Origin of the sequence: Paenibacillus sp. FSL H3-0310 (genome assembly GCF_038002785.1) — a bacterium.
In the GTDB taxonomy this organism is placed as follows: domain Bacteria; phylum Bacillota; class Bacilli; order Paenibacillales; family Paenibacillaceae; genus Paenibacillus_AQ; species Paenibacillus_AQ odorifer.
Genome location: NZ_JBBODC010000001.1, coordinates 1,934,365 through 1,956,471, shown reverse-complemented (window position 1 = coordinate 1,956,471; position 22,107 = coordinate 1,934,365). Strand labels below are relative to the sequence as shown.

At 42.4% G+C, this 22,107-nt stretch carries 19 protein-coding genes; 1 reads left to right on the top strand and 18 read right to left on the bottom strand.

Features of this window, described 5'->3' with window-relative positions; genetic code table 11:
- Positions 1-2 precede the first annotated feature (2 nt).
- The 9 genes from MHH63_RS08745 to MHH63_RS08705 all read right to left on the bottom strand — a co-directional run bounded on the left by MHH63_RS08745 (position 3) and on the right by MHH63_RS08705 (position 12,507).
- Positions 3-995 (bottom strand): hypothetical protein, encoded by a 993-nt coding sequence (locus MHH63_RS08745; protein ID WP_339243956.1) that lies wholly within the window; start codon positions 993-995, stop codon positions 3-5.
- A 356-nt stretch (positions 996-1,351) separates the two neighbouring features.
- Complete coding sequence (locus MHH63_RS08740; protein WP_340033274.1) at positions 1,352-3,073, bottom strand: helix-turn-helix domain-containing protein; 1,722 nt, start codon at positions 3,071-3,073, stop codon at positions 1,352-1,354.
- 108 nt (positions 3,074-3,181) lie between these two features.
- Positions 3,182-3,958 (bottom strand): IucA/IucC family C-terminal-domain containing protein, encoded by a 777-nt coding sequence (locus MHH63_RS08735; protein WP_076316293.1) that lies wholly within the window; start codon positions 3,956-3,958, stop codon positions 3,182-3,184.
- 1 nt (position 3,959) lies between these two features.
- Positions 3,960-5,009, bottom strand: coding sequence for an ABC transporter substrate-binding protein (locus MHH63_RS08730; protein ID WP_341171417.1), 1,050 nt, complete (start codon positions 5,007-5,009; stop codon positions 3,960-3,962).
- Positions 5,010-5,168: 159 nt separating this feature from the next.
- Complete coding sequence (locus tag MHH63_RS08725; RefSeq protein ID WP_248548605.1) at positions 5,169-5,360, bottom strand: hypothetical protein; 192 nt, start codon at positions 5,358-5,360, stop codon at positions 5,169-5,171.
- Positions 5,361-5,413: 53 nt separating this feature from the next.
- Positions 5,414-7,990 (bottom strand): glycosyl hydrolase, encoded by a 2,577-nt coding sequence (locus MHH63_RS08720; protein ID WP_341171416.1) that lies wholly within the window; start codon positions 7,988-7,990, stop codon positions 5,414-5,416.
- A 326-nt stretch (positions 7,991-8,316) separates the two neighbouring features.
- Positions 8,317-9,345, bottom strand: a complete 1,029-nt coding sequence (locus tag MHH63_RS08715; RefSeq protein ID WP_340033276.1) for a hypothetical protein — start codon at positions 9,343-9,345, stop codon at positions 8,317-8,319.
- A gap of 56 nt (positions 9,346-9,401) precedes the next feature.
- Positions 9,402-10,712, bottom strand: coding sequence for a hypothetical protein (locus MHH63_RS08710; protein WP_340033277.1), 1,311 nt, complete (start codon positions 10,710-10,712; stop codon positions 9,402-9,404).
- A 199-nt stretch (positions 10,713-10,911) separates the two neighbouring features.
- Complete coding sequence (locus MHH63_RS08705; RefSeq protein WP_341171415.1) at positions 10,912-12,507, bottom strand: recombinase family protein; 1,596 nt, start codon at positions 12,505-12,507, stop codon at positions 10,912-10,914.
- Positions 12,508-12,622: 115 nt separating this feature from the next.
- Here MHH63_RS08705 and MHH63_RS08700 point away from each other — a divergent pair, with 115 nt between their 5' ends.
- Positions 12,623-12,796: a hypothetical protein gene (locus MHH63_RS08700; protein WP_341171414.1), complete on the top strand. Its 174-nt coding sequence runs from the start codon at positions 12,623-12,625 to the stop codon at positions 12,794-12,796.
- 467 nt (positions 12,797-13,263) lie between these two features.
- On the opposite strand, the gene MHH63_RS08695 is transcribed toward MHH63_RS08700, so the two are convergent.
- The 9 genes from MHH63_RS08695 to MHH63_RS08655 form a co-directional block, all read right to left on the bottom strand.
- Positions 13,264-14,412, bottom strand: a complete 1,149-nt coding sequence (locus tag MHH63_RS08695; RefSeq protein ID WP_341171413.1) for a DUF3626 domain-containing protein — start codon at positions 14,410-14,412, stop codon at positions 13,264-13,266.
- A 310-nt stretch (positions 14,413-14,722) separates the two neighbouring features.
- On the bottom strand, positions 14,723-15,367 hold the full coding sequence (locus MHH63_RS08690) for a Type 1 glutamine amidotransferase-like domain-containing protein (protein WP_280753072.1): 645 nt from the start codon (positions 15,365-15,367) through the stop codon (positions 14,723-14,725).
- 376 nt (positions 15,368-15,743) lie between these two features.
- Positions 15,744-16,508: a VOC family protein gene (locus MHH63_RS08685; protein WP_341171412.1), complete on the bottom strand. Its 765-nt coding sequence runs from the start codon at positions 16,506-16,508 to the stop codon at positions 15,744-15,746.
- A gap of 2 nt (positions 16,509-16,510) precedes the next feature.
- Positions 16,511-17,350 carry a pyrroline-5-carboxylate reductase gene (gene proC / locus MHH63_RS08680; protein WP_341171411.1) on the bottom strand — a complete coding sequence of 280 codons (840 nt, stop codon included), beginning with the start codon at positions 17,348-17,350 and terminating at the stop codon, positions 16,511-16,513.
- On the bottom strand, positions 17,335-18,162 hold the full coding sequence (locus MHH63_RS08675) for a MetQ/NlpA family ABC transporter substrate-binding protein (RefSeq protein WP_076141012.1): 828 nt from the start codon (positions 18,160-18,162) through the stop codon (positions 17,335-17,337). The genes proC and MHH63_RS08675 overlap by 16 nt, the downstream gene beginning before the upstream one ends.
- A gap of 11 nt (positions 18,163-18,173) precedes the next feature.
- Positions 18,174-19,193 carry a uroporphyrinogen decarboxylase family protein gene (locus MHH63_RS08670; protein ID WP_341031405.1) on the bottom strand — a complete coding sequence of 340 codons (1,020 nt, stop codon included), beginning with the start codon at positions 19,191-19,193 and terminating at the stop codon, positions 18,174-18,176.
- Positions 19,194-19,223: 30 nt separating this feature from the next.
- Entirely contained in the window at positions 19,224-19,883 is a 660-nt protein-coding gene (locus MHH63_RS08665) for a methionine ABC transporter permease (RefSeq protein ID WP_036688669.1), read from the bottom strand.
- Positions 19,858-20,901 carry a methionine ABC transporter ATP-binding protein gene (locus MHH63_RS08660; protein WP_036688670.1) on the bottom strand — a complete coding sequence of 348 codons (1,044 nt, stop codon included), beginning with the start codon at positions 20,899-20,901 and terminating at the stop codon, positions 19,858-19,860. Before MHH63_RS08660 ends, MHH63_RS08665 begins: the two co-directional genes overlap by 26 nt.
- 27 nt (positions 20,902-20,928) lie before the next feature.
- Positions 20,929-22,080, bottom strand: coding sequence for an amidohydrolase (locus MHH63_RS08655; RefSeq protein WP_445321764.1), 1,152 nt, complete (start codon positions 22,078-22,080; stop codon positions 20,929-20,931).
- Positions 22,081-22,107: the final 27 nt, after the last annotated feature.

The following is a 22,107-nucleotide window of genomic DNA, read 5'->3' as shown; positions in this document are numbered from 1 at the left end:
CTTTACAGCGGGCGCTTCGGAATAAGACGCACACCTTGAATTGGCACTTTCATCATTACAAAATGTGGGATCGCATCGTAGAGCAAATTATCAATTTTAAGAGTCGCAATCGATCCTCTCTCCAGCACCTTAACTTCATGTCCATAGGACATTAATCTTGTAATAACTGCGTCTAACCTTTGATTAGAATTATCAAACCAGGACTCTGTTTCTATAAAGACAGCTCGTGATCGCTCTAGGGCAGGGAAGATAAGATTGAGACTACTGCCGATAAAGGTCTTCGCAAACTTTGTCTTCAATGCTAAAAAACGTTTGATACCTAACTCAACTCCCTGGCGAATTTGTATAGGAAACAGCGCCTTTGCCCATAAGTTACTTTGGTATAGATCATGTAATTTGATATTCACCTCTTCTAATTCGTTCAGCGAGAAGAAATCATGCATACATCCACATTCACGAAGTAGCCATAGCATACAAATGACCTCATCTGTTACTGGGCCCTCTTCCAAAATCTCTGCCCGCATATTCTCTGTAATGCTTGTGTACGCCTCCATATTACTGCGATAGGCTCTAATTTCAACTTCAGCAGAATCAAAATACATATCGCTTCCTATCAGGCTTGGTATATCTTCAAGCAAATTCATTGCTTGAAGATAATCTGAAATCGCGGTTTCGAACTTTTTTAATTGATGGTTAGACTTCCTCGAAGCCTTCTTTAACCACCAATTTAGGTCACCCGTTACCTCAGCACTATTATGAAGTAAGGGTTGTAGAACAGTTTCTCTATAGAGTGTTGAATGAGATTGATCAAGTGCTTCCTTGTGCAAAGTTAACTTGTTCTCAGATTGTGTAAAACATCCCTCTAAGTAAAGCTCCAATATAACCGCTGCTGCCATGCAGCGCAAAGACACTTTCTTAACAGTAGTCATCTGAAGACTTCTCTGTGCATTAAGCGCGATCAATGAAAAACTTGGTGCTAATTTAAGATCCATCATAACCATCCACCCCTATCCATTAATTCATATTTACAGGATGATATTTATTCCGTATGGTGAGCGTTTGATTTACTTACTACTTACTACTTACTACTTACTACTTACTACTTACTACTTACTACTTACTACTTACTACTTACTACTTACAATACACCATCTTTACAATAATTGTCAATGGTCTGGAATAACGTAAAGAAGGCCCTGCCCTTAGCACCTGCATGAGCCAACAGATAGTTCTAAGCGCTATCCCAACAAATAATAATCCGCAGCACAAACAAGCTCCTGTGATAATCACAGGAGCTGTTCACGTTTAGGCTAAAAATAGCCTGAAATTAGGGGATGCTCTTAGATACCGCTCAGGCCAGCAAGGTACGGGCTACCTGATCCACAATGTAATTGATACCTGTCGGTCCGTAGCAGCCGATCCATGTAGCGGCATCTACCGGGTATATATACGGCCGCTCATCGGAATCCAACATCCCTCGGACGCTTTGCTCTGTCGCTGATACCCCCTCCTGCATCATCTCGTTACTAAGTAAAAAATAATGGTTGGCATGCACAGCTGGCAGTCTATCAACTGTAATATGATAAGCCGTGTCGGAAGTGTCTGCGACAAATAGAGGAGCAGGCAGACCAAGATCACGGTACAGCACGGCACCTGTGCGATGGGAGGCAGTATGTACCCGTACCAGCGACTCACGCGGACGGATCAAGGCCACGCTCTGACCCGCCAGCGCCGTTGCAAGCTGCTCAGACAGCAATGCTGTTCGGCGCAGGTAATCCGCAATAATACGCTCCACCTCTATCCGCTTGTCCGTCAATTCACCGAACAGGCTCAAAATCGTCTGCCAGCTCTCATTCCGTTGAAACATTAGGGTTGGCGCAATCCGGTTTAACCGTTCATAATGCTGGGCATGCACCTCAGTACAGACAATCAAATCCGGCTGCAGCCGTTCGACAGCTTGCAGGTCCGGGTACTCATAAGTTCCGAGCATTTCCGTTGTCTTAAGTCTTTCCCTGATATATTGGGGGAATCTTAACCCTGCACTGCCCGTTCCTACACTCCCTGCCGGGGATATCCCAAGCGCAAGCAAATGGTCTGCATATTGAACGTCGAGTACGGCGATACGCCTCGGAGAAGCGGTGACGCAATATTCGCCTCGCATATGACAAATTACCGGGCCTTGCAGCGACTCGTACGATGAGGCCAGGCGATCCGGCAGCCCAGAATATGCTGAGAGAGCACGGATCCCTGAAGCGGTAGTGCGCCTGTAGATCTGCGGGGGAACTCCATGATATTTCTTAAATGCCCTGCTAAAGTAATACATGTCGCGATAGCCCGTTTTTTCTGCAATTTCGCCGATGGGAGCATCCGTATGACGCAACATCCGCTCGGCACTCTCCATCCGCAGCTGGATTACATATTCCATCGGTCCTAGTAACTTCTCCTGTTTGAATCGCCGCTGTAACTGTCTTGTACTGCATCCGGCAAGCGCTGCCAGCTCCTTAAGCTCCAGCTCCTGACGATAATGCCCCGCTATATAGGCAGCGACAACATCCACCATATCCGCCTCTGTGCCTTTCTGACCACATTCATACTCCATAATAAGCTCGTAAAGCATTCCTTGCAGTAGCGCATTCGCATGGAAACGCTCCAGCCCTTCGCCCCGGCTCCATTTGGCTTCGATTTGTTCCGCAGTCTGATGCAGTTCAGCCAGGAGCACAGGACGGTGAACAAATGAAGTTCGTAATGGGTGATTGCTCTGCGGAAACAGAACATGGGCAGCCCCCAACATTGGAAAAGCCTTGTACATAATAACGGTATAATGAATGGTTTCTGATCCAGCAGTCAAAGTAAATGCTGATCCCTTGACTGCGTGACAAGCGAAATAGGCCTGGATATGGCAAATTTCGCCATTCATCACAAGCCTACCTTCCCCGCCGCCTGCCAGCAGCAACACATTGGCTGTTAATCCGGTTTCGCTCATAACGCCGCCGGGTGGCAAAGTACCGCTAAGCACATCAAGCATCTTGATCGTTGTATCACTCCATAAACTTGCCTGTTCTTTGAGCGGCATTTCTCTCATCTCCTGACAATAGCATCCTCTGTTTAACGGGCGCACTTGAATAGGATTAAATGCTTTAGTGAAAGCGCGTCCGCAACATAAGTGAGTGCGTTACTGTTGTCATTTTAATTGAGATTCATTCTCATTGTCAATTTTCGGACATTTTCCGCAATATTCCGCCGACATCCTGTAATAAAAACAGCAGGTGATACGCTTGTTTTTTGCAACCGGAGCTAGGTCATTGTTCTCTGTGAACCTGGTAAACGGATTGCGTCTTACGCCGAACAATTGTCCGGGAGCTATCCGGGTTAGGAAAGCAAAATCGGCTTGCATTCGTTGCCTTTCTTGCCCAAATTCATCTGTTCCAGGAGAATACAACGGGGCAATGCGTACCATAATATTCTCCCAAAGTACTGCCATGGAGACGGGACCAATTGCAGCAAGTGTGTGCAGCAGCGGCGCAAGACGTACCGCGAAAATTTCCTCTACGATCTCTTCTCGCCAGGCTTCCCTGTCTTCGGGTGCCGCCGTCGCTCGAAGCCCGTTTAGCGCAAGGAAAGGAAAACGCGTATCCCCTTTAAAAGCTGGGGAAGCCGGATGATAGAGGAAGCAGTTCTCCAGCGGGATGGAGACTTCCCGGTTATGAAGGGTCATAGCGGTCAGCATCGGCGCGATCCACAGATAACCGATCCGCTTGGCCAGCATGGAAGCGGCAACCTGCATATCAGGCGCACCGATATAACCCTTAAGCCAGCTTACATACTCGCGGCATGCAGCTTCTTCGTGCAACTGGCTAAGAGCAATTGTACGAACGTTGCCTTCAGGCGGTTCACCTACCCACAGACGATATTCCTCCGCCATTTGCTTCCAAGAGGCAGACGACAGATAGTTGTCCATTTTAATGTGATCCCAACAGCGCTTGCGCCGTTTGATCTACAATAATGTTGAGGGCAATTGGGCCATAATAAGCGATCCAGAGCGTTGAATTCACATTGTATACGCGGTTATTTTTAACGGCATCATGAGATTTCCAGACCGGACTGTTCGCCATTGCCTCTGCCTCTTTGGCAAACAATTCATCCGATAACAGGAAATAGTGATCTGCTCCGATATCAGCGATGGTCTCCATCGAAATTTCAACGGAGGTATCATCTTTGATCTCCTGAACGAATGCAGGGATATTCAATCCCAAATCCTCATAAAGAATGCTTCCGGTCCGATGTTCGGGACCGTGTACGCGAATACCTTCCGGTCTTGGGCGAATCAGAGCTACCGTTTCGTCACCCAGCTTCGCCGACAGCTGTTCCCGCAGTCCGACGATTTTGTCCTCGTAGGCTTGACGCACTACCTTCGCCTCCGCCTGCTTGCCCGTTATCATACCGATGGTAGCCGATGTATCCCGCCAATCTTCATAGAAGTCGAGTACTATTGTGGGCGCTATTTTACTAACGCTGTCATACACCTGCTCCTGAAAGTCCGTCATCAATATAAGATCCGGATTCATCGCTACAATAGCTTCAAGATTGGGCTCATCGCGTGTGCCCAGGACCTTCACATCACCCAATTGTTCACTTAAATATTCTGGAAACTTTGCATCTTTCGCTCCAGCCACAACGCTTCCTGCCGGATGCTCGCCTATCGCTAACAATTGATCGACGAATTTCACATCAAGCGCGGCGATGACCTTCGGCTTCTCAGTCAGCGTATATTCACCCTTCATATGCGAGATGGTAACCGGGAAGGCTGTAGTCTGAGCCTGTGTCTCAGATGTAGGTGACGGCTCGGCTGAAGCAGATGGCAGTGCGGCAGTGCCCGCATTTGCTCCCCCTCCAGTACCGCAAGCCGTTAGCACAAGTACCAGTGCCATCATCCATATCATTAATAGTCCTGCTTTTTGGGCAGCATCTACCTTTCTAGCGGTTGCTTGCCTCTTCTTTGTTCTTTTCATGCTGACTCCCCCTTATGTATGATAATGATTTTCATTATCAGATCAATAAAGCGAGTATAATCTATCTTCATACTCTATTTCCATGTACTTTTGCGACATTGCAGCCGGATTAATGCGACATTGCACGCCATAGGAACGACTCAGGAGAATCGCGACTGACTACAAAAATTCCACACAAGCACCCAATTCTCCAATTTCAACAAATTTTCTTTGCTCCAGTTCTGCAATTATGCCAACACAGTCGATGGTAATATTGCTCAATTCAAGCTTTTCCTTCTCCAGAAACTGATCATCGAGCAATCTGGCTACTTCAGAAATGTTTCTCCCATTGCACTCCCTGCTTCTTCCCAAAATGAAAAAAGGTATCTTTGTGTAAAACAAAGATACCTTTTTTCATTAAAAGCTTACGGCTCAATCCCCCACACAAGCTGACCATTCATATACCCGGTGACCTGTTCATTGTTGATGAACTGACTGCTGGATGCCTTGAACGAATAATCATTAGCCTGGTTGTAATTGGACCAGTCGGTTTTGGAGAAACGGGTTTGAATTTCTGCGCTCTGACCTGGATTAAGTGTTCCAGCCGAACTCGTGAAACCAATTTCCAAAACATAATCTGCACTGGCAACAGGAGTCGCCAGCTTAACGAAATTTCCGGTTACATTCGCATTTCCGATGCTGGCCCAGTCGATCCAGAAACTCTGATCTTTCTCGCCATCAATCGTATAGTAATACCGGACCTTCACATCACTTAGTTGAATCGCTGAATCACCGGTATTGACTACTTTGATTTTGGGTGAAATCCCGTTGGTGGAGGCACTTGTGTTGCCATTAAAAGCTTGGACCGTCAAATCTCCAGTGGGTACTGGAACACTGCTATCCGCTACGTTCACTGTAAGAACAGCATTATTTCCTCCATTAAAATGAAAGGTTAGGGTATTCTGTCCCAGCGGCAGCGTGGAAAGATAGGATTTTTTCAGAACAACAGCAGCGCTTGATGCCGTATAATCCTGACTCGCTAAAAGTGTAGAATTTCCATTTGTGATACTTGCAAGCTGGTGTCCATTTAAGGTAAGGACTACGGAAATATCCTGGGCTAGATTCGCCGCTTTATCAAATGCAGCGCTCACGGGCGCAATGGATGCGCTTGGCGTGGAATCGACAATTTTCACTTTTAATACGGGATCTTGTCCTTTATTAAAATTAAAGATGATCGAATGCTCGCCAACCGGCAGTGTCGCCAGAAATGCTTTTTTGAGCAGCAGCGTATTTCCACTCAAGGTATAATCCTGAGTCGCTGTCAATGCATTGGCGCCTGCCCGGAGAGCGGTTAACGTATTGCCGTTTGAATTCACGGTGATGGCTTTGTCATTCTGATTGGAGGCATTTTTATCAAATTCGACGTTTGCAGGTGTAATAGACGCACTTGGAATTGGATTGTTAACCTTCAAATCAGGCAGCTCATCGAGCGTGATTACATAATTGCTTTGGTACAGCGTTGTTAAGGTAGCCGGATAATTAAAGGCGGAACTCATGAGATGCTCACCATACCACGGTAAGAAATAGAGCCAGCCCGATTTTTCCTCTGTCAGATTCTGAACGCTTGGAACGGTGTCGTTCTCCGTCATGGCTACCATTTTCGTACCGCCGGTTAAATCAACAAGCTGATAGAAAATCGAGGTAATCGCGTCCTCATTGGGCACACCACACAAACCGTCATAGCGGTTATAGATCGTGTTGTATTTATCATAGCCTACAATATCCACCTGATCATCGCCGGGATACCATGCGGGAGAAGTGCTGTACACATAGCTGTTGTAGGTCCAGATCAAATTGTGCAGACCGTACGTTTCTGTAAGTTCAGTATAGAGCAGGTCCCACAACTGCTTGTACACCTCCGAGCCTGCCGAAGCCCACCAGAACCATGCACCTTCTCCATTCAATCCACCGTTGCCCTCCGCCTCATGGAAGGGTCTGAAGATAACCGGCACATTGTTATTTTGCAGAATCTGCAGTTGCTCCGCCAAATCCCCAATGGCCAGTTGTACATATTGGTATTCTTTCGTACCTGGAACTACTGCATTGGCTGTATTAAAATTGGTTTCTGTCGGCTTGTAGGTGGCTTTCTTCCAATCCACAAATTCCCCGAGCTGATAGGCGGTGAAATCTCGGGGCACAGTGATATGCCAGCTGTTTGTCGCAATACCGCCCCGGTTATTCACCCAATCGATCATCCGGGCGGTCGTACCATCCTCCCAGCCGTAAAGCGGATTGTAGTTCATCAGATCAAATCCGCGGATGGCCGGATACTTTCCCGTTAAATTATGAATCCAATCAAACTCCAGCTCGGAATTGCCGTCATTTCCGCCTCCGTAAATCTCCTGCTGGCCGGAGATCATATGATTGCCGTAAACCTCCGTTAAATAATTCATCAGAAGCTGAGTTTCTGGAGTGGCTTGAGAATCACTGAGGACAGGTTGCACATCCAGGGGATCAAGGTCAGCATAATCCACAGTGAAGGTATCAAAATAAGCGAAACCCCAGCCAGCCTTCAGTTGAATAGTGTTGCTGCCTTGATTCAGCTTGTGATAGCCAAAATCGAAATTCGACCATGTGGTCGTATAGGGCAGCATATACGACCCCTTCGTAACGCCGTTAACGGCTAAAGATTGAAGCCTGCCGTCAGCACTGAGCTCCTGCATATAACGTGTGGAGATCGTATACATGCCGGTTTCTGGGACAGTCACTGTGAAGGAAATTGTACCGGAATTCTGCATCCAGACAAATCCGCTTCCAGAGTATCCGGGTTTGGGCTGTCCGTAAATTTGGGTCGTCACTTGAAGATCGGAGGTGAGCTGAGCGTTTTCGCTTTCAATTGTGAAAAGTGCGTTGTCTGCATGAACGGGCGGCGCTGTCATCAATCCAAGTAGCAGAGTAAATGCCAGCATCATTGTGATTGCCTTCTTGAGCAAATTTTTCATTTCCACCTTTCCTCCCTATGTTAAATATGGTAAATAAAAGTTCAATATACCATCTCTTGGATGCGCTTTCATAGATAAGATAGCATATATTCCATATTTTGTAAATCTATCAAATCGAGAAAATTTCCACATGCAAAAAAACTCCCACCAATATTTATTAGGAGGAGTTAAATAACATTGATTCATACAAACTACTCATTAATGACAGGTACGTGTGAATCAACAAATAGTTTACCCAATAGATAAGAAGACAGGTTTGTTATCATGTTTGTAGATTTCAAAACTTCTTCGGACCACGGGGAACCAGTTCACCGGATTAGAAACACTTATGGTGAAACTAGCTCGGCATTTTTACAACTTATAGAAAACTCACTTATACTTGTGACATGAATTTTTTCGGAAATGATATTGTGTGTTATATTACATACATCTCTAATTATAATTTCATTTTTATTTTCAAACACCCTGATTCCTTCAATACTTTGAACACCATTTAAATCAAATTCTACCTTTACATAATCCATGTCAAAATTAGATATACTTTTGCCGAAATAACCAGTGATATAAAATGTATGTGTTAATAACACAAATAATATGAAAAATGAGACTATTGGCGATAAGATATTAAACAAAAGTTTAGATAATCTGCCTTTTCTTTTATTCGAAAGAATTTTCATGCCAATTAATAGCAGTATTGGAACCAAAAGCATCCATACTTCGATTATTAAAGAATACTTGATCTGAGAATTTAGATACTCTACATTTAACAAAACTATATTGGGTATCGACGTTATTTGTCCCATTATTCTTCTAATAATAAGTTCTAATAAACTTGCATCCTTCGATTTATATAACATGATATAAGCAAGGTATGGAACTGAAATCAAAACACCCCAGAGCAATGAGAAAAATATGAATAGATATAGTAATGTTATTACTATAAATTTCAAAAATCTTTTCTCACTATTTCTTTCAGAAATGTTTTTCATAGAATCCTTTAAGTAAATGTGTACTCCACATGGAATTACAAAAGGAAGTAGTGTACAAATGACAATAAAACAAAATAAAAATGAATAGCTATAAACTAATGTATCATCAAATTTAATCGGATTTTGATAAGCTGTAATTATTGAAAGAGCTTCATTTTTAGCCTTACTTTGCAAAACAATAAACCCAATTGTGTAATACAATTTTACTGTAATGAAGCCTGTAACAATCCCAATGACTAGTTTTAAATACCAAGGCACTTTTAAATACCAGATAAAAAAAGAAGAAAAAGGAATGTACTTTTTATTTCTTTCTAAGAAATCAATTATTTTTTTGATAAAAACTTTATAAATCTCAAAATAGTTCATCAAAAAATACTCCTCGGTTTGCTAGGCTCGTATGTTTAAAATCTAAAAATAGTTGATTACTTTTGTAACTTCCATAAAAAATAATATGAACTTTTTTCAATTTCTTCATCAGATGTTAGTGCTTTCCCCATTTTGTTATACATGTCATATAAAAGTCTAGTTCCCCCTACTGCTGCTACAATTTTCCCAATATCTTTTGGAAGTAATCCACTATACAGACCGATTGAAGCAATAGAAGATACAAAAATAATATCTTTGACTATTGAGCCTGTGAGATGTTTTCTATTTCTCTTAATAGTCTGTTCTATTTTATTCAATTCCGGATTAATTTTATCTCTAAATATTCCCTTTAATTCTTTTGAATTATAATTATGATTCCCCTTAACTACACTTGATAAGGAATCTCTATATACTGAAAAAGCTTCACCATCTTTTAATCGAAGATTTACAATCTTCTCAATACTTGTATCTCTAAGAACCGGTAGTAGATGCGTAAGGCCTTCCATTAGATTTGTGGACTTTTGAGCGTCCTCTTTGGAGTGAAGAGCATTTAAAATATCAAAGTCAATATCTCTATTAGTAAGGTATGAAATATCGTATAAATTCACTAAAGAATTTTGATGATATAAATCTTCAAAGATCGGAGAGGTCAAAGATTCTAATAATCCGCTCTCGATAATAGCGCTTTTGGGTAGTTGAATAGAGCGCCCCTTCTTAGCTAATCCTTTTATGGAATCAGGGATATAATTACGGAAATGCACAAATGATTTTCCATGTATTATGTATTTTTCAGGACCACTTATTTCAACAAAAGGCTCTTCATCTACATAATTAACTGTATAATCTACATTATCAAGGTATTCTTCTATAAGAATTTCCTCGACTAATGACATATTCTCTCCGAAACTCACTTCTTCTTTTGCTAGTTTATCTAAGCAAGAAGAACACAAGCATAGATACTCAGATGAAAATTTAATAATATTATTTTCTACCAATGGCCGCAATTTTAGTAAAAGACATACATCAAAAAAAAGTTCACTTAAAGGAATATTGGTATCTTCTTGATACTTATCAAAAGGTGAAGGTATAAAAATCGTATCAGCATATAAAGATGCAAATCTGGCTAGATTATCAATATTATTAATTCTACAATCAAAATCTGAACATGGCGTCGGAAATCCTGCTAAACTCCTGTTTACACTAAAGTTAAATAAAGAATGATCTAGAGGGGGACTGACATCCACTAGCACAAACAAATTTTTCATGAAAGTCTCTCTATCTCTCTTATTCCATTCATAATGAATTTTTTTGAATGCTTTATCTGGACGCTTCAGACCAATTGAGTCGAGATATTTATATAACTCCATCAACATCACCCCTAATAACTTTGTAGTTCAGATACCGCATCTATCAGTAATTCCATATATAGAAGTCCAATTAGGCCATCCTATTGTTGCCTGTTCATAGCTCTTCCTAGTAAGGATAACATATACTTTTCACAAGTGGAATATATTGTACTTTATTGTCATGTTTTGTTTCAAAACCCAATTCAAAGTCCTATCCTTATTAAATACTGACTAATAAAAATAGAAGAACCAAAAGCACTATTAAGGCGAGGACAGCAGCTTCTTTTTTTACTAAAAATTTTAATACATCACCTATAAAAACCGTCAACTCCACCCGACTCCCTTCCCGATCATACACAATCCGCTCCACTGACTTCTTCAACGCTCGATTCTTCTCTTCACTCGTCACTGAAGCGCTCCACAACTCCCTAAACTCACCTATCCGCTCATATATCTGCTCCACAGTCGGATAATTCCCTTCATCTACTACAACTTTCCGCAAATCCTTCAACTCTTCCTCCAGCTTCTGTATCTGCCTTGACCGAACAGCCTTTCGCTCCAAAAATACCTGCTTCGTTATCATGTCCTCTTCATACGATTCATACAGCTTGTCCAATGCCCGCTTCTGCTTTTTCAACTCCTGCTCTTTGACCTCGATAATGACCTGTGTATCATTGTACCTACTTCCATGCAATTCAATCTCCCGTAAAATGTTTAGATCTACATGAATAATTCGGTCATATAGCGCATTGAAAAAGTCAACATCCATTACCTTGCCACGCTGCTCACATTTGCTTCCGTCTTTGTACTGGTGATAACATAATGCACTCCAATGCTGTCCCTGCTTCTTGTTCTCACCTACTCTAAATCTCATCCGAGAACCGCATTTCTCACAATACAGCAACCCTGACAAAGGAAAAATGTTACGCCTTGAATTGGGATTCAGCATGCGATTCTTAAGCAGCCGCTCCATAATGACTTCATGTTCTTCCAGCGTTTTCAGCTTTTCATGTGTTCCCATGACTTTAATCCGCTCTTCTTCTGGTACAAGCTCCACCTGTCCACGCTTGGAACGGGTTTTGCCGTATGTGATGAAACCCAAATGGATTTCGCTTGCCAGCAATCTTTGAACCGTAATATTTGACCATCCCTTATTCTTTCCATCGGGCTTAATGTTGTATGGCGTAGGTATCTTGTTATCCGTCAACCAAATGGCAATATGACCAAGGTTTGTTCCATTCAAATACTTTTCAACAATCGCTCGGTAAATCGGACGCTTCGTTTCATCCACCAGTACCGACCTTGTGTTCTTATCATAATAGTATGGAAACGGTGGCTTTCCGTTTGTCCACATGCCTTTCTTCGCCCCAGCCTCTTTGCCCTGCTTCATTCTTCTCTTAATCGCTTTGTATTCTATTCTGGCAAAAATGGACATGAAATCAAATGATACATCCTCATTGTCTATTTCCAGATCGTATATCTTGTTTGGTGTGATAATGACCGTTTCTGAGTTTAAGAATGTATCTTTAATGAGTGCCCAATCCTTGTTTTCTCCACGCCCTAAACGGTCAATATCCATGACCACTACCCCATCATAGAGCTGGTCTTCAACATGCCGAAGTAACTTCTGCATTTCCTTACGGCACTCTATCTTCTCACCAGAGGCCACTTCTTCATATAGCCTATAGGTCCAATTTCCATTCTCGACCAAAGTCAGAAGGGTGTCCCTATGCTTCGAGAGAACTTCTTCAAACTCACCATCGTCTCGTGATTTTCTTAAATAAACGGCTACGTGTTTAATTGTTTTGCTTTCCATAATAGCTTCTACTCCAAACTTGTTAAATTTTTGCCGCCATCCTAGTAGAATGTTGAGCATTTTTGATGACACATCATCGAATATGACAACTGTAAAATTTTGAAGGAAAATACCAATGAAAAAACGTGAATATGTAATCAAGGAAAGTAATCAGCCATCCGACAAAGCGTTGCGGCAATTTCATGAGCATGTGGCCCGGATATTGAGCCAAACTGTCCAAGCCGATGCCGAGATAGACATACCTCTCCCCAAGGCGCATCATTCTACGCAAGACAGTCAGAAAAATTAACAAAATAAAAACAAGCCGGAGCACATGACCAATCCATGCTCCGACTTGTTCTATTTCAGGTTATTTTGAATGAATTCCCGTTCCAACTTTTTCAGATACTTAAGCGAATTCTCGAAGGAATACAGGTACATGGAGCGAAGCATCCTCAGCTTTTCGACTGAGCTATCCGCAATCACTTGTATAATGGCCGGTGCAGAATCTTACTAAACATAATGTTTTATTTTTATAATCTAGGTCTTATAAACCACAGTCCCATTGTACTGTAACATGGTAGAAGATGTAGCACGATATTTCCATGATTCAACGCAAAAAACTTCTAATCAACACTGAGCCGCAAAAGCTTCTTTGAAAAATTGATTCACACGAAAATTCCATCAATGACAAGTCAAATATCCCATACGGAGGGAAATTCGCTTTTTTTGTTTCTTTTACCTAAATCCCCCTCACTTCAAGCGTACCAAGGCTTCTTACAACTTAAAGTTTCGGAGCGGCTTTCCGTACCATACCAAAACATGCCATAAGAGTTTTAATTCTTGAAGTACTTCTTTTTCGGTTCCTCGGTCCCGCCATGCTGAAGGATCATGCTTTAAGTGCATAGCAGCAGATCCAATCATGCTCGCATCAATATAACCGTGATGAGCAATACGCTTAGCCACGGAGGGCATCGAAGGCCCTCTAAAATCTGAAGGCACTTCGTCTACCCACATCGCGAATCCCATGTGCCAATAGAGTTGGATGGCATACTGTAAACATATTTGCTCCATGACTCGCCCTGTTGGAGTACCCTTGAATGAAGGATCGGCAACTAAAATTTCCACATCTTCCTTTAGACGAATGTTTCCATGAACTTGCGCCTCAATATAGTGGTTAAGATTACGTTTAGCTTCACCCTTTGAAGGGTCTGTAAACGGCATTGTGAGGTTGACCCGAAGATGGTCGACTAATTTTTGTGATTGAAGATCTTTTTCCCCTAGAGCGGAATCTCTTAAGAAAATCTCCTCTAATAATGCCGCCATCATATCATCAAATTCTGCATATGTCCCTTTCTGTACAGGGTTTTGATGCGAATCGATATAGGTGTATGTACTGCGATAAGAAACCTCAGGGGATAGGAGGAAATAGCAGGAGCCAAAGCGCGGAGCTGGCCCATCCGAATGACGCATCAAATCAAGAGCGCCATATTTAGGGCGTTCGCTATTCGAAGCACCCTCTTGTTGGTATGCCCCTCCAAATAGTCTTTCCTCCCACAAATCACGTGGACCGCCAGAATAGGCTGATACACTACCACTGGATAACAAGGTCTCAAATTGGCTCTTGTACACGCCTTGCTCCAATAGCGCCTCTGCAACACTTTTCTTTACCGGATCTAGTCGATCTGGATGGAAATGCAGAGCAATCTTCGCATGTGACTTTATTTTGACCACAGCATCTTCAAACTCTTCCCGATCCACATTAGACATTTGAAGAATTTCATGGATGGTCTGAACTGCTTCACTTTTTCGAGTTCGCGCGTAATTCGTAACATATTCTAAAGCCGATAATTGTGACTCCGATAGTTCCTCAGTGAACTGAGACTCTCTTTTTTTATTGGCATTTGCATCGCCTTTCCACTCCATTGCTTATTCACTCCTTTCTAGACCCAGTACATAAGAAAAGAGACTTGATTTCTCCTCTCACTGTATCAAACGCTTCTTCACTTAAAACTTCATATCCTTACCATCGCAGATTCCGATAACTTTACATGGATCTCGAATGATATAAATTCAAGATCGAATGTTGATGGCTTGAACATCGTATGCGCGTTATGCGTAATCTTCCTTTTTCGCAGGAGTAATCAACTCGATTTGCTCGTAAGGTGCTGTCAAATAGGGACTCAAAACAAATACCATTTAGTTAACCGTCAGTGTCACAACCACTCAACCATAATTAGAGCGTCTCAGCCAATTTCTGAATCTTTGAGTGGGAAATTAAATATACATTGCCTATAATGTCGATTTTGCTGCCCTTCACACGTACAGCACCATCTTTGTCTGCCGCCACATAAATATCCATTTTATTCGATAAAGGAAAACGCCCCTCAATTAGCGCGGTGTTATCATGATCAAAATGAGCTTCAAAAGAAAAGTGATTAAGAGCCATACCTTCACAAACAGTGCATTCATCCACATATTCATCAGACATGTTCATCCCACCAGCACTTGTTCCCATTACAACAGCATTGCTTTTTTTAATCAAATCCGATAATTCATATTCCGTCAAAAGGTGCTTTTGGTCCCGAGCGGTTCCACCACATAAAAAAACGACAGAGGCGTTTTGAATTAATCGCTGGGCATCTTCCTTCTGCGTGCGGTCATCAATGAAATGATATTCATCAAAATAAATGTTAGCCTGATTAAACCATGTCCTTTCAAAAACACTATCAATATTAACTTGCTCATCTTTAAAATCAGACGATTCAGCGCTAATCATAATAAGCGATTTTCTGTCTGTTATATCCTCATGCAACACATTGACTAGCTTCTCAGAAAAACCCTTATCATAAAACCAATCTAAGTAATAGTGAGTTTTCATCCGTAATTACCTCCATATGTAATATTTAAATTTATCCATTATGTTTATCAAAATCCATAGTGCCAAGCGAGAAAAAATATCTATAGTAATATAAATTTAGAGGCATAATCAAGGTTTTTTATCTGCCCTAGATCCACATTAAGCTTATCCGACGAGGAAATGGACCACGTATTTTTGTTCTGCACCGATTATCTTTACCTCCTTTTATATCATGGACATCGTACCATATAATGAAATTCAATAAATCTTACAAATTGATTAAAACAAAATAATGCCAGCATCATTAGTTCCTTCGGTGAACAGCAAAAAGACTTACTCGAGGTATCGATCCCTTCAAGTAAGTCTTTATTTCTAAAGTTATAACGTTACTAGTCCCTTAAACGAAAACATACTCCCCATCACCAATCGAAATCGTCTTCCCTTTCAGCTCTAACGAATCCGTTTCAAAAACCACCTGCTTAAATTGGTTCTCGTCTCCTTGCACGAAAGCAAATGATCTATCGCCAATCTTAAGGCTGAAGGTATCATCCTCTGACTTCGTAACTGGCAGTCCGAATATCGTTCCCCAATGGTTGGCTGCAGCTTCAGGATCGGAGACATGGAATACAGCACGCACGATTTCTACTTCTCCCGCAGGATGAGGTTTAATGACTCCAGATGATGTTAATCTTTCCACTCGCTCTGTATCCGTTCCGCTCCATTGAATGATGAACGGATAGACCAGTCCCCCAAAGTCACCAGCAATGGTCATCATCCGCCACTCTATTAATCTGCCCTCGTTATCTAGACGCTTACCATCGATAATTGGAGATAATGATAAGCCTGCTGCTTCCAGGGAAGCCGCTACTTCTTCAATATCATCCGTCCGGATGACTACTCTACTTAGAACTTCATGTTCTGGTAAAAGTTCAACTGCATCTTTCACCACTAGATTATGTTCAGTTGCCTTTGCCAGCTCAAGATTCTCAATGCCCAGAAACTCGAGATAGGTTAGCCCAAAGTAACTTAAGGCATTATAGGTTCCCCAATCTTTATGAGAGCCTCCCTTAAAAGCAACCAATCCATGAGCTCCAAAGAGCTCAACCGGTTTGGCCAAATCATTGACATAGTGAACTAAATGATCCCATCTCATCGTTGCCATGCTTACTTCACTCCCAGCTCAGTAGTACGTTTTACGGCTGCCAGAACACTTCTTTGCAGACCCGCTGCGAAATCACTGTTGTTTAATTCGTACAAGCCATGCATGCCGACACCGCCAGGTGAATTATTAATATCCAGCAGCTGTCGTGGATGCAGCCCTGTCTGTTGCAGCATTGCTACCGAGCCCATCATATTCTCCAGTGCAACCTTCCAGGCTTGCTCACGCGGCAGTCCGGCAAGTACACCTGCATCTACGAGAGATTCAATGAAATAATAGATATAGTTAGGACCCGCCACACCAAATCCAGTGAAAACATCCATTAACGCCTCATCCAGATATTGTACTTTTCCAAAGCCGAGTAGGAAATGCTCCACTTGATCACGAGTAGCATAAGCATTTAACGCTACACCACTATAGCCATATCCTGTATCGGTTAAAGTATTGGGGATAACCCGGATAATGGACCGTTCAACTCCAAAATACCCAGCTAACTGATCATTCGTCACACCCGCCACAATCGATACGATTGCGGCAGAAGCTGTAGCGAATTGTTGTACGTTCTGACCAAGTGTAGTTAAATCATCCTGTGGGCGAACTGCCACTACAATCACATCTGCTGTAGACAGGTTATGCTTTTGCGAACTCTCCGTATCTACACCGTATTTGGTATTCAAAAACTGCAGACGCGCTTCATTAATATCCGCTACACTAATTTGATTTACAGACAAGGTGTTATTCGCTATACATGCGCGGATGATCGCTTCCGCCATCTGTCCGCCACCAATAAAATGAATCTTTTCTTTGGTCACTCCGTTCACTTCCTTAATTAATTGTTGTCCCAAGCTTCAGGTAGAATGAAACCATCATATTTTTCTAATCCAAGAATATATTCTTCAAACTCTTTGGATTCATAAGCAGCTTTCAAATCTTTAGCCCACTGAGAATTTTCATCCTTTTTATTAACCGATACGATAATTCTGTGTTCCATAGGTGTGTTTTCTATTTTCAAAGCATCCGTAATCTTTCTGTCCGAATTAGCAATATAATTACCATTTACAACGCCATAATCAACATCTTGAAGGGAGACAAGGATTTGAGCGGGGTCCAATATTTTGATATCAATATTATATTTATCCGGTTCCATACTATTAATATTAAAATCCGCTACGCCTGCCCCTTCTTTAATTTTGACCCAACCCAATTCTTCCAGAATACGCAGTGCACGCTCTTGGTTTACCGGATCGTTCGGAACAGCTACGGTTGTACCGTCTTTAACATCGTCTAGCGTGGTATGATTTACAGAATAAAGGCCTTGTGGAGCACCTGGAACATAAGCAATTCCGACCATATCTGCATTGATTTCTTCGTTAATGGCCTCCATATAAGCTGTACTTTGGAATATGCTTGCGTCAATGGAGCCTTCCTTCATTGCTGGATTGACCTGCATGTTTTGCGAGAAGGTTTTAATATCAACGGAATACCCTTGTTTCTCTAGAATCGGTAGAATCGATTGGCGGAATTGTTCCTCATAGGTTCCGACACCAAATCCAACGGTAAGCTTTTTCTTATCTCCAGAATCCCCCGCCTCTTTATTGCCACAAGCCGTCAACACTGCAAGAACACCTATCATCATCACTAACATTAACTTTTTCATACTTACTTCCCCTATTCCAATATAGATTTTTTAAATTGTGCCAACGCCTCATCCGTCACATTGAGTGGGATTGCGCAATTTGGAGATAGAATAAACGGCTGGTCTTTCATTAACTTTAATGCATCTTCAGCCTGCTGCTTGATTTGGGCAATATCGTTTACCGCAAACAACCCATGATCGACTCCACCCACTTTAGTAGCCTTGAGATTTGCCTCTAACCCTGGGTTCCCCTCGGCTACCGTATCCCAACTGATCCCGTCAATCCGATAATCGTTAAACTTCTCAGGCTGGGCGTAGGCTCCACAAGTATGAAGAATGTTTTTTCCATAGCTTGCTGCTTCTAACACAATAGAATCATAAGGTCTGGACAGTTCGTCAAACATAGCTTCATCAAATAATCCTGGGTGAGCTGTGCCCGTCACTGCGTAGAACAAACCGTCAGAACCCGCTTGCTGTAACTCTTGTACATAATCGGCTAAGGTTAAGGAAATCGCATGTAGCGCATGATGTGCTGCCGCTCGATGTTCTTTAAACAAGGATTCCAAAGTTACCGGGTGCTCAATACCAAACACCGTTTTAGTAACGTAAGCAGAACGCCCTACAATAAATAGCAATACTGTTAATGGTGAAAATACAGTTTGGATTAGCGGGATGTCTGGTAACCCTTGACGAATCTTTCTAACCGCATCTAAATGCTCTGCCAAAGGGGCTGACTGGACTGCCTTTTTGACGTCGATATCCCACAGACTAGCCGCTGTTGGAATAGCCGTCGTTTGCTGTCTCGGAAATACGGTCTGATAATTCGTAAAATCGTATTGATTCCCCCAAGCTTCCGCCAGATAAGTCGCTCTTGGATTAATCTTGACCCAATCCCAATCATATTTTTTCGTAAAAGAAATCGTAGTTTCTGCTAAATCATCTGCAGTTTGTTCTTTGTCGATAAAATGGCGCCAACCACTTCCGATTGGACGATCCGCCCGTTCTCCAGATAATAATGCTTTAAAACGATCTTGCTTACTCCATTCACTCATCTGTCGAGTCCCTCCCAGAATATGTAGTAACTAGTAACGACGAATTTTTCTTGCTAGCGTGTTGCCTAAAGACTGAATACCTTGCACTAAAATAATGAGGATAATCACGGTGGCTACTACGACAACAGTGTCAAAGCGTTGGTATCCATATACAATCGCCAAGTCTCCCACGCCGCCTCCCCCTACCGTTCCAGCCATTGCAGTTGCACCTATCAGACCAATCGTCGCTGTAGTAAGAGACAGGATTAAGGATCCAACCGCCTCTGGCAATAAAAAGTACCAAATGACTTGAAAAGGAGTGGCTCCCATCGCCTCAGCGGCTTCAAGGATTCCCGGATTCACTTCAAGCAGTGAGTTCTCTACCAACCGTCCTATATAAGGTGCGATATAGATAATCAAGGGTACGATCGCTGCGCTTGTCCCAATTGAAGTATGAACAATCAATCGTGTGAAAGGCACAATCGCAACCAGTAAAATAATAAAAGGCAATGAGCGAATGATGTTGATAATTGGATTTAGTACGGCGTAAAGCGCTTTGTTCTCCAAAACCCCACCCGGACGAGTGATGACAAGCAATATCCCAAATGGGATCCCAATCAGGGAACCAACAAACAAGGAGAACCCTACCATTTGAATTGTTTCTATAATCGCCTGCAGAAATTGATCACCTGTTACTGTGGTCGAAAACATTAGATTCTACCTCCTCTACACCGACTCCATTTCTTGTTAAGAAAGATAATGCATTGTTAATCTCTGCTGCCTCACCATCGAATTGAATGATCACTGTTCCCAGAGTTGTTTCTTGAATCTCCGTCGTATTCGCAAATAAAATATTGACCTTTATATCGCAGGAGCGAATCATTTCAAACAGGATAGGCTCAGAGGCACTTGCTCCCACAAAATTAAGCTTGTACAGCTGACTTCCGGGTTCTGTTTTGATAGATTTCCGCACGCTAGAGGTCATGCTATTTTGAATAACCGTCTTCACGAAATTTTGCGTGGTCAGATGTTTTGGACTTCCGAATACATCTAGAACACTTCCTTGCTCAATAATCCGGCCTTCTTCCATGACCGCTACCTTGTTACAAATTTCTTGAATCACGGACATTTCATGTGTAATGATCATCACGGTAATGTTGTATTCAGCATTGATTTTTTTTAATAGCTGTAAGATAGAATGTGTGGTCTGTGGATCTAAGGCAGAGGTCGCTTCGTCACATAAAAGGATAGACGGATTCGAGGCAAGCGCTCTGGCAATCCCGACACGTTGCTTCTGACCACCTGATAGCTCACTCGGGTAACTCCCCGCTTTGTCACTTAATCCAACAAACTCTAGCAGCTCCATTACCCGCTGGCGGATTTCATTTTTATTCTTTTTCAGGAGAACTAGAGGGATCGCCACATTATCAAATACTTTTTTAGATTCTAATAGATTAAAATGTTGAAAAATCATTCCGATATTTTTCTTAGCGGTACGCAACTCTTTATCGTTGTATGTTCCCAAATCACGTCCAGCGACCATAACTTGTCCTTTGGTGGGTCTTTCCAAATAATTGACTAAACGAATTAATGTACTTTTCCCAGCACCGCTATAGCCGATAACCCCGAATATATCGCCTTTTTCGACCTTTAAATCGATTCCTTTAAGAGCATCAATAGTGGTCCCTTTCCGAGTGAACGATTTGTAAACATTCTTTAATTCAATCATTTCCATTCCCCTCAATCATCTTTAGGATTAAGCTTCCTCTTGCAGCTTCACCAGCGCTTGTTCTGCCAATAAAGCGAAGTACTTAGCAGCTGGCAATATCGCAGCTTCATCAACATCGAAACGAGGGTGATGTAAGGGATAGGCTGGACCCGATCCTATATTCACAAAAGCACCCGGTATCTGTTGTAAATAAAAAGAGAAATCTTCTCCACCCATCTGTGGAGGAATATCATGTACTTCATAGCCGAAATTTGAGGCGATCTCTTTGGTAAAGTCCGCCCATTCCCCATGATTTATCGTTGCGGGTGGACCTGGATACCAGTGTAACTGGGCCTCTGCCCCAGCTCCCGCAGCAATCCCTTCGATAAGACGAGTCATTTGTATTGGAATATTGCGGCGAATCTCTTCATTGTAAGTTCTTACTGTACCTTCTAATTCGACTTTTTCCGGCAATACATTCCATGTGAAGCCTCCATTAATTCGGGTAACACTTAACACTACTGGTTCCGTGGTGCTGTTTTGGCGACTTACGATGGTTTGTAGTGCGGTAATGATCTGAGCCGCAGTTACAATCGTATCCACACCTTTTTCAGGATAAGCAGCATGAGCGCCGACACCTTTTATTGTAATTTCATACCGGTCAACACCGGCTGTTAAAGCTCCTGTTCTTGTTCCAAAAGCTCCCGTAGGCAAGTCAGGTGAATTATGGAGACCAAATATAGCTGCCACATCCTGGAGTCCTCCCGAGGCTAAGACACTTTCCGCCCCATGCCCTGTTTCTTCTGCGGGTTGAAACAATACTCTAACCTTTCCAGGTAGTTCATTTTCACGAGCCTTTAATAATAATGCAGCACCTAAAATAGTAGCCGTGTGAAAATCGTGACCACAGGCATGCATCTTTCCTGAGATCTCTGAGGCAAAGGACAATTCAGTTTGTTCCTCTATGGGAAGTGCATCAATATCACAACGAATGGCCACTATGGGTCCGTGACCCTGCCCGATCTCTGCAATGAGTCCGGTTTGTAAAGGCAAGTCAAGGATGTGAATATTGGCTTGGGTCAGCCATTCCCGTAATTTTGTTGTGGTTTTAAACTCTTCATACGCTAATTCAGGCTCACGATGCAGGTTTCTGCGAACCTCTATTAATTGAATAGCTAAAGCTTGCTCAACTTCAGTCAGTGGTTTCATAGGTGACGTACTCCCCTT

What these genes read in the sequence shown, in the direction of transcription:
- MHH63_RS08715 (WP_340033276.1), bottom strand. Translation starts at nt 9,345, where the DNA reads ATGAACTATTTTGAGATTTATAAAGTTTTTATCAAAAAAATAATTGAT.
- MHH63_RS08720 (WP_341171416.1), bottom strand. Translation starts at nt 7,990, where the DNA reads ATGAAAAATTTGCTCAAGAAGGCAATCACAATGATGCTGGCATTTACT.
- MHH63_RS08690 (WP_280753072.1), bottom strand. Translation starts at nt 15,367, where the DNA reads ATGAAAACTCACTATTACTTAGATTGGTTTTATGATAAGGGTTTTTCT.
- MHH63_RS08675 (WP_076141012.1), bottom strand. Translation starts at nt 18,162, where the DNA reads ATGAAAAAGTTAATGTTAGTGATGATGATAGGTGTTCTTGCAGTGTTG.
- MHH63_RS08695 (WP_341171413.1), bottom strand. Translation starts at nt 14,412, where the DNA reads ATGGAGTGGAAAGGCGATGCAAATGCCAATAAAAAAAGAGAGTCTCAG.
- MHH63_RS08730 (WP_341171417.1), bottom strand. Translation starts at nt 5,009, where the DNA reads ATGAAAAGAACAAAGAAGAGGCAAGCAACCGCTAGAAAGGTAGATGCT.
- MHH63_RS08735 (WP_076316293.1), bottom strand. Translation starts at nt 3,958, where the DNA reads ATGGACAACTATCTGTCGTCTGCCTCTTGGAAGCAAATGGCGGAGGAA.
- MHH63_RS08745 (WP_339243956.1), bottom strand. Translation starts at nt 995, where the DNA reads ATGATGGATCTTAAATTAGCACCAAGTTTTTCATTGATCGCGCTTAAT.
- MHH63_RS08700 (WP_341171414.1), top strand. Translation starts at nt 12,623, where the DNA reads ATGAAAAAACGTGAATATGTAATCAAGGAAAGTAATCAGCCATCCGAC.
- MHH63_RS08705 (WP_341171415.1), bottom strand. Translation starts at nt 12,507, where the DNA reads ATGGAAAGCAAAACAATTAAACACGTAGCCGTTTATTTAAGAAAATCA.
- MHH63_RS08710 (WP_340033277.1), bottom strand. Translation starts at nt 10,712, where the DNA reads ATGGAGTTATATAAATATCTCGACTCAATTGGTCTGAAGCGTCCAGAT.
- MHH63_RS08665 (WP_036688669.1), bottom strand. Translation starts at nt 19,883, where the DNA reads ATGTTTTCGACCACAGTAACAGGTGATCAATTTCTGCAGGCGATTATA.
- MHH63_RS08670 (WP_341031405.1), bottom strand. Translation starts at nt 19,193, where the DNA reads ATGAGTGAATGGAGTAAGCAAGATCGTTTTAAAGCATTATTATCTGGA.
- MHH63_RS08660 (WP_036688670.1), bottom strand. Translation starts at nt 20,901, where the DNA reads ATGATTGAATTAAAGAATGTTTACAAATCGTTCACTCGGAAAGGGACC.
- MHH63_RS08685 (WP_341171412.1), bottom strand. Translation starts at nt 16,508, where the DNA reads ATGGCAACGATGAGATGGGATCATTTAGTTCACTATGTCAATGATTTG.
- MHH63_RS08740 (WP_340033274.1), bottom strand. Translation starts at nt 3,073, where the DNA reads ATGCCGCTCAAAGAACAGGCAAGTTTATGGAGTGATACAACGATCAAG.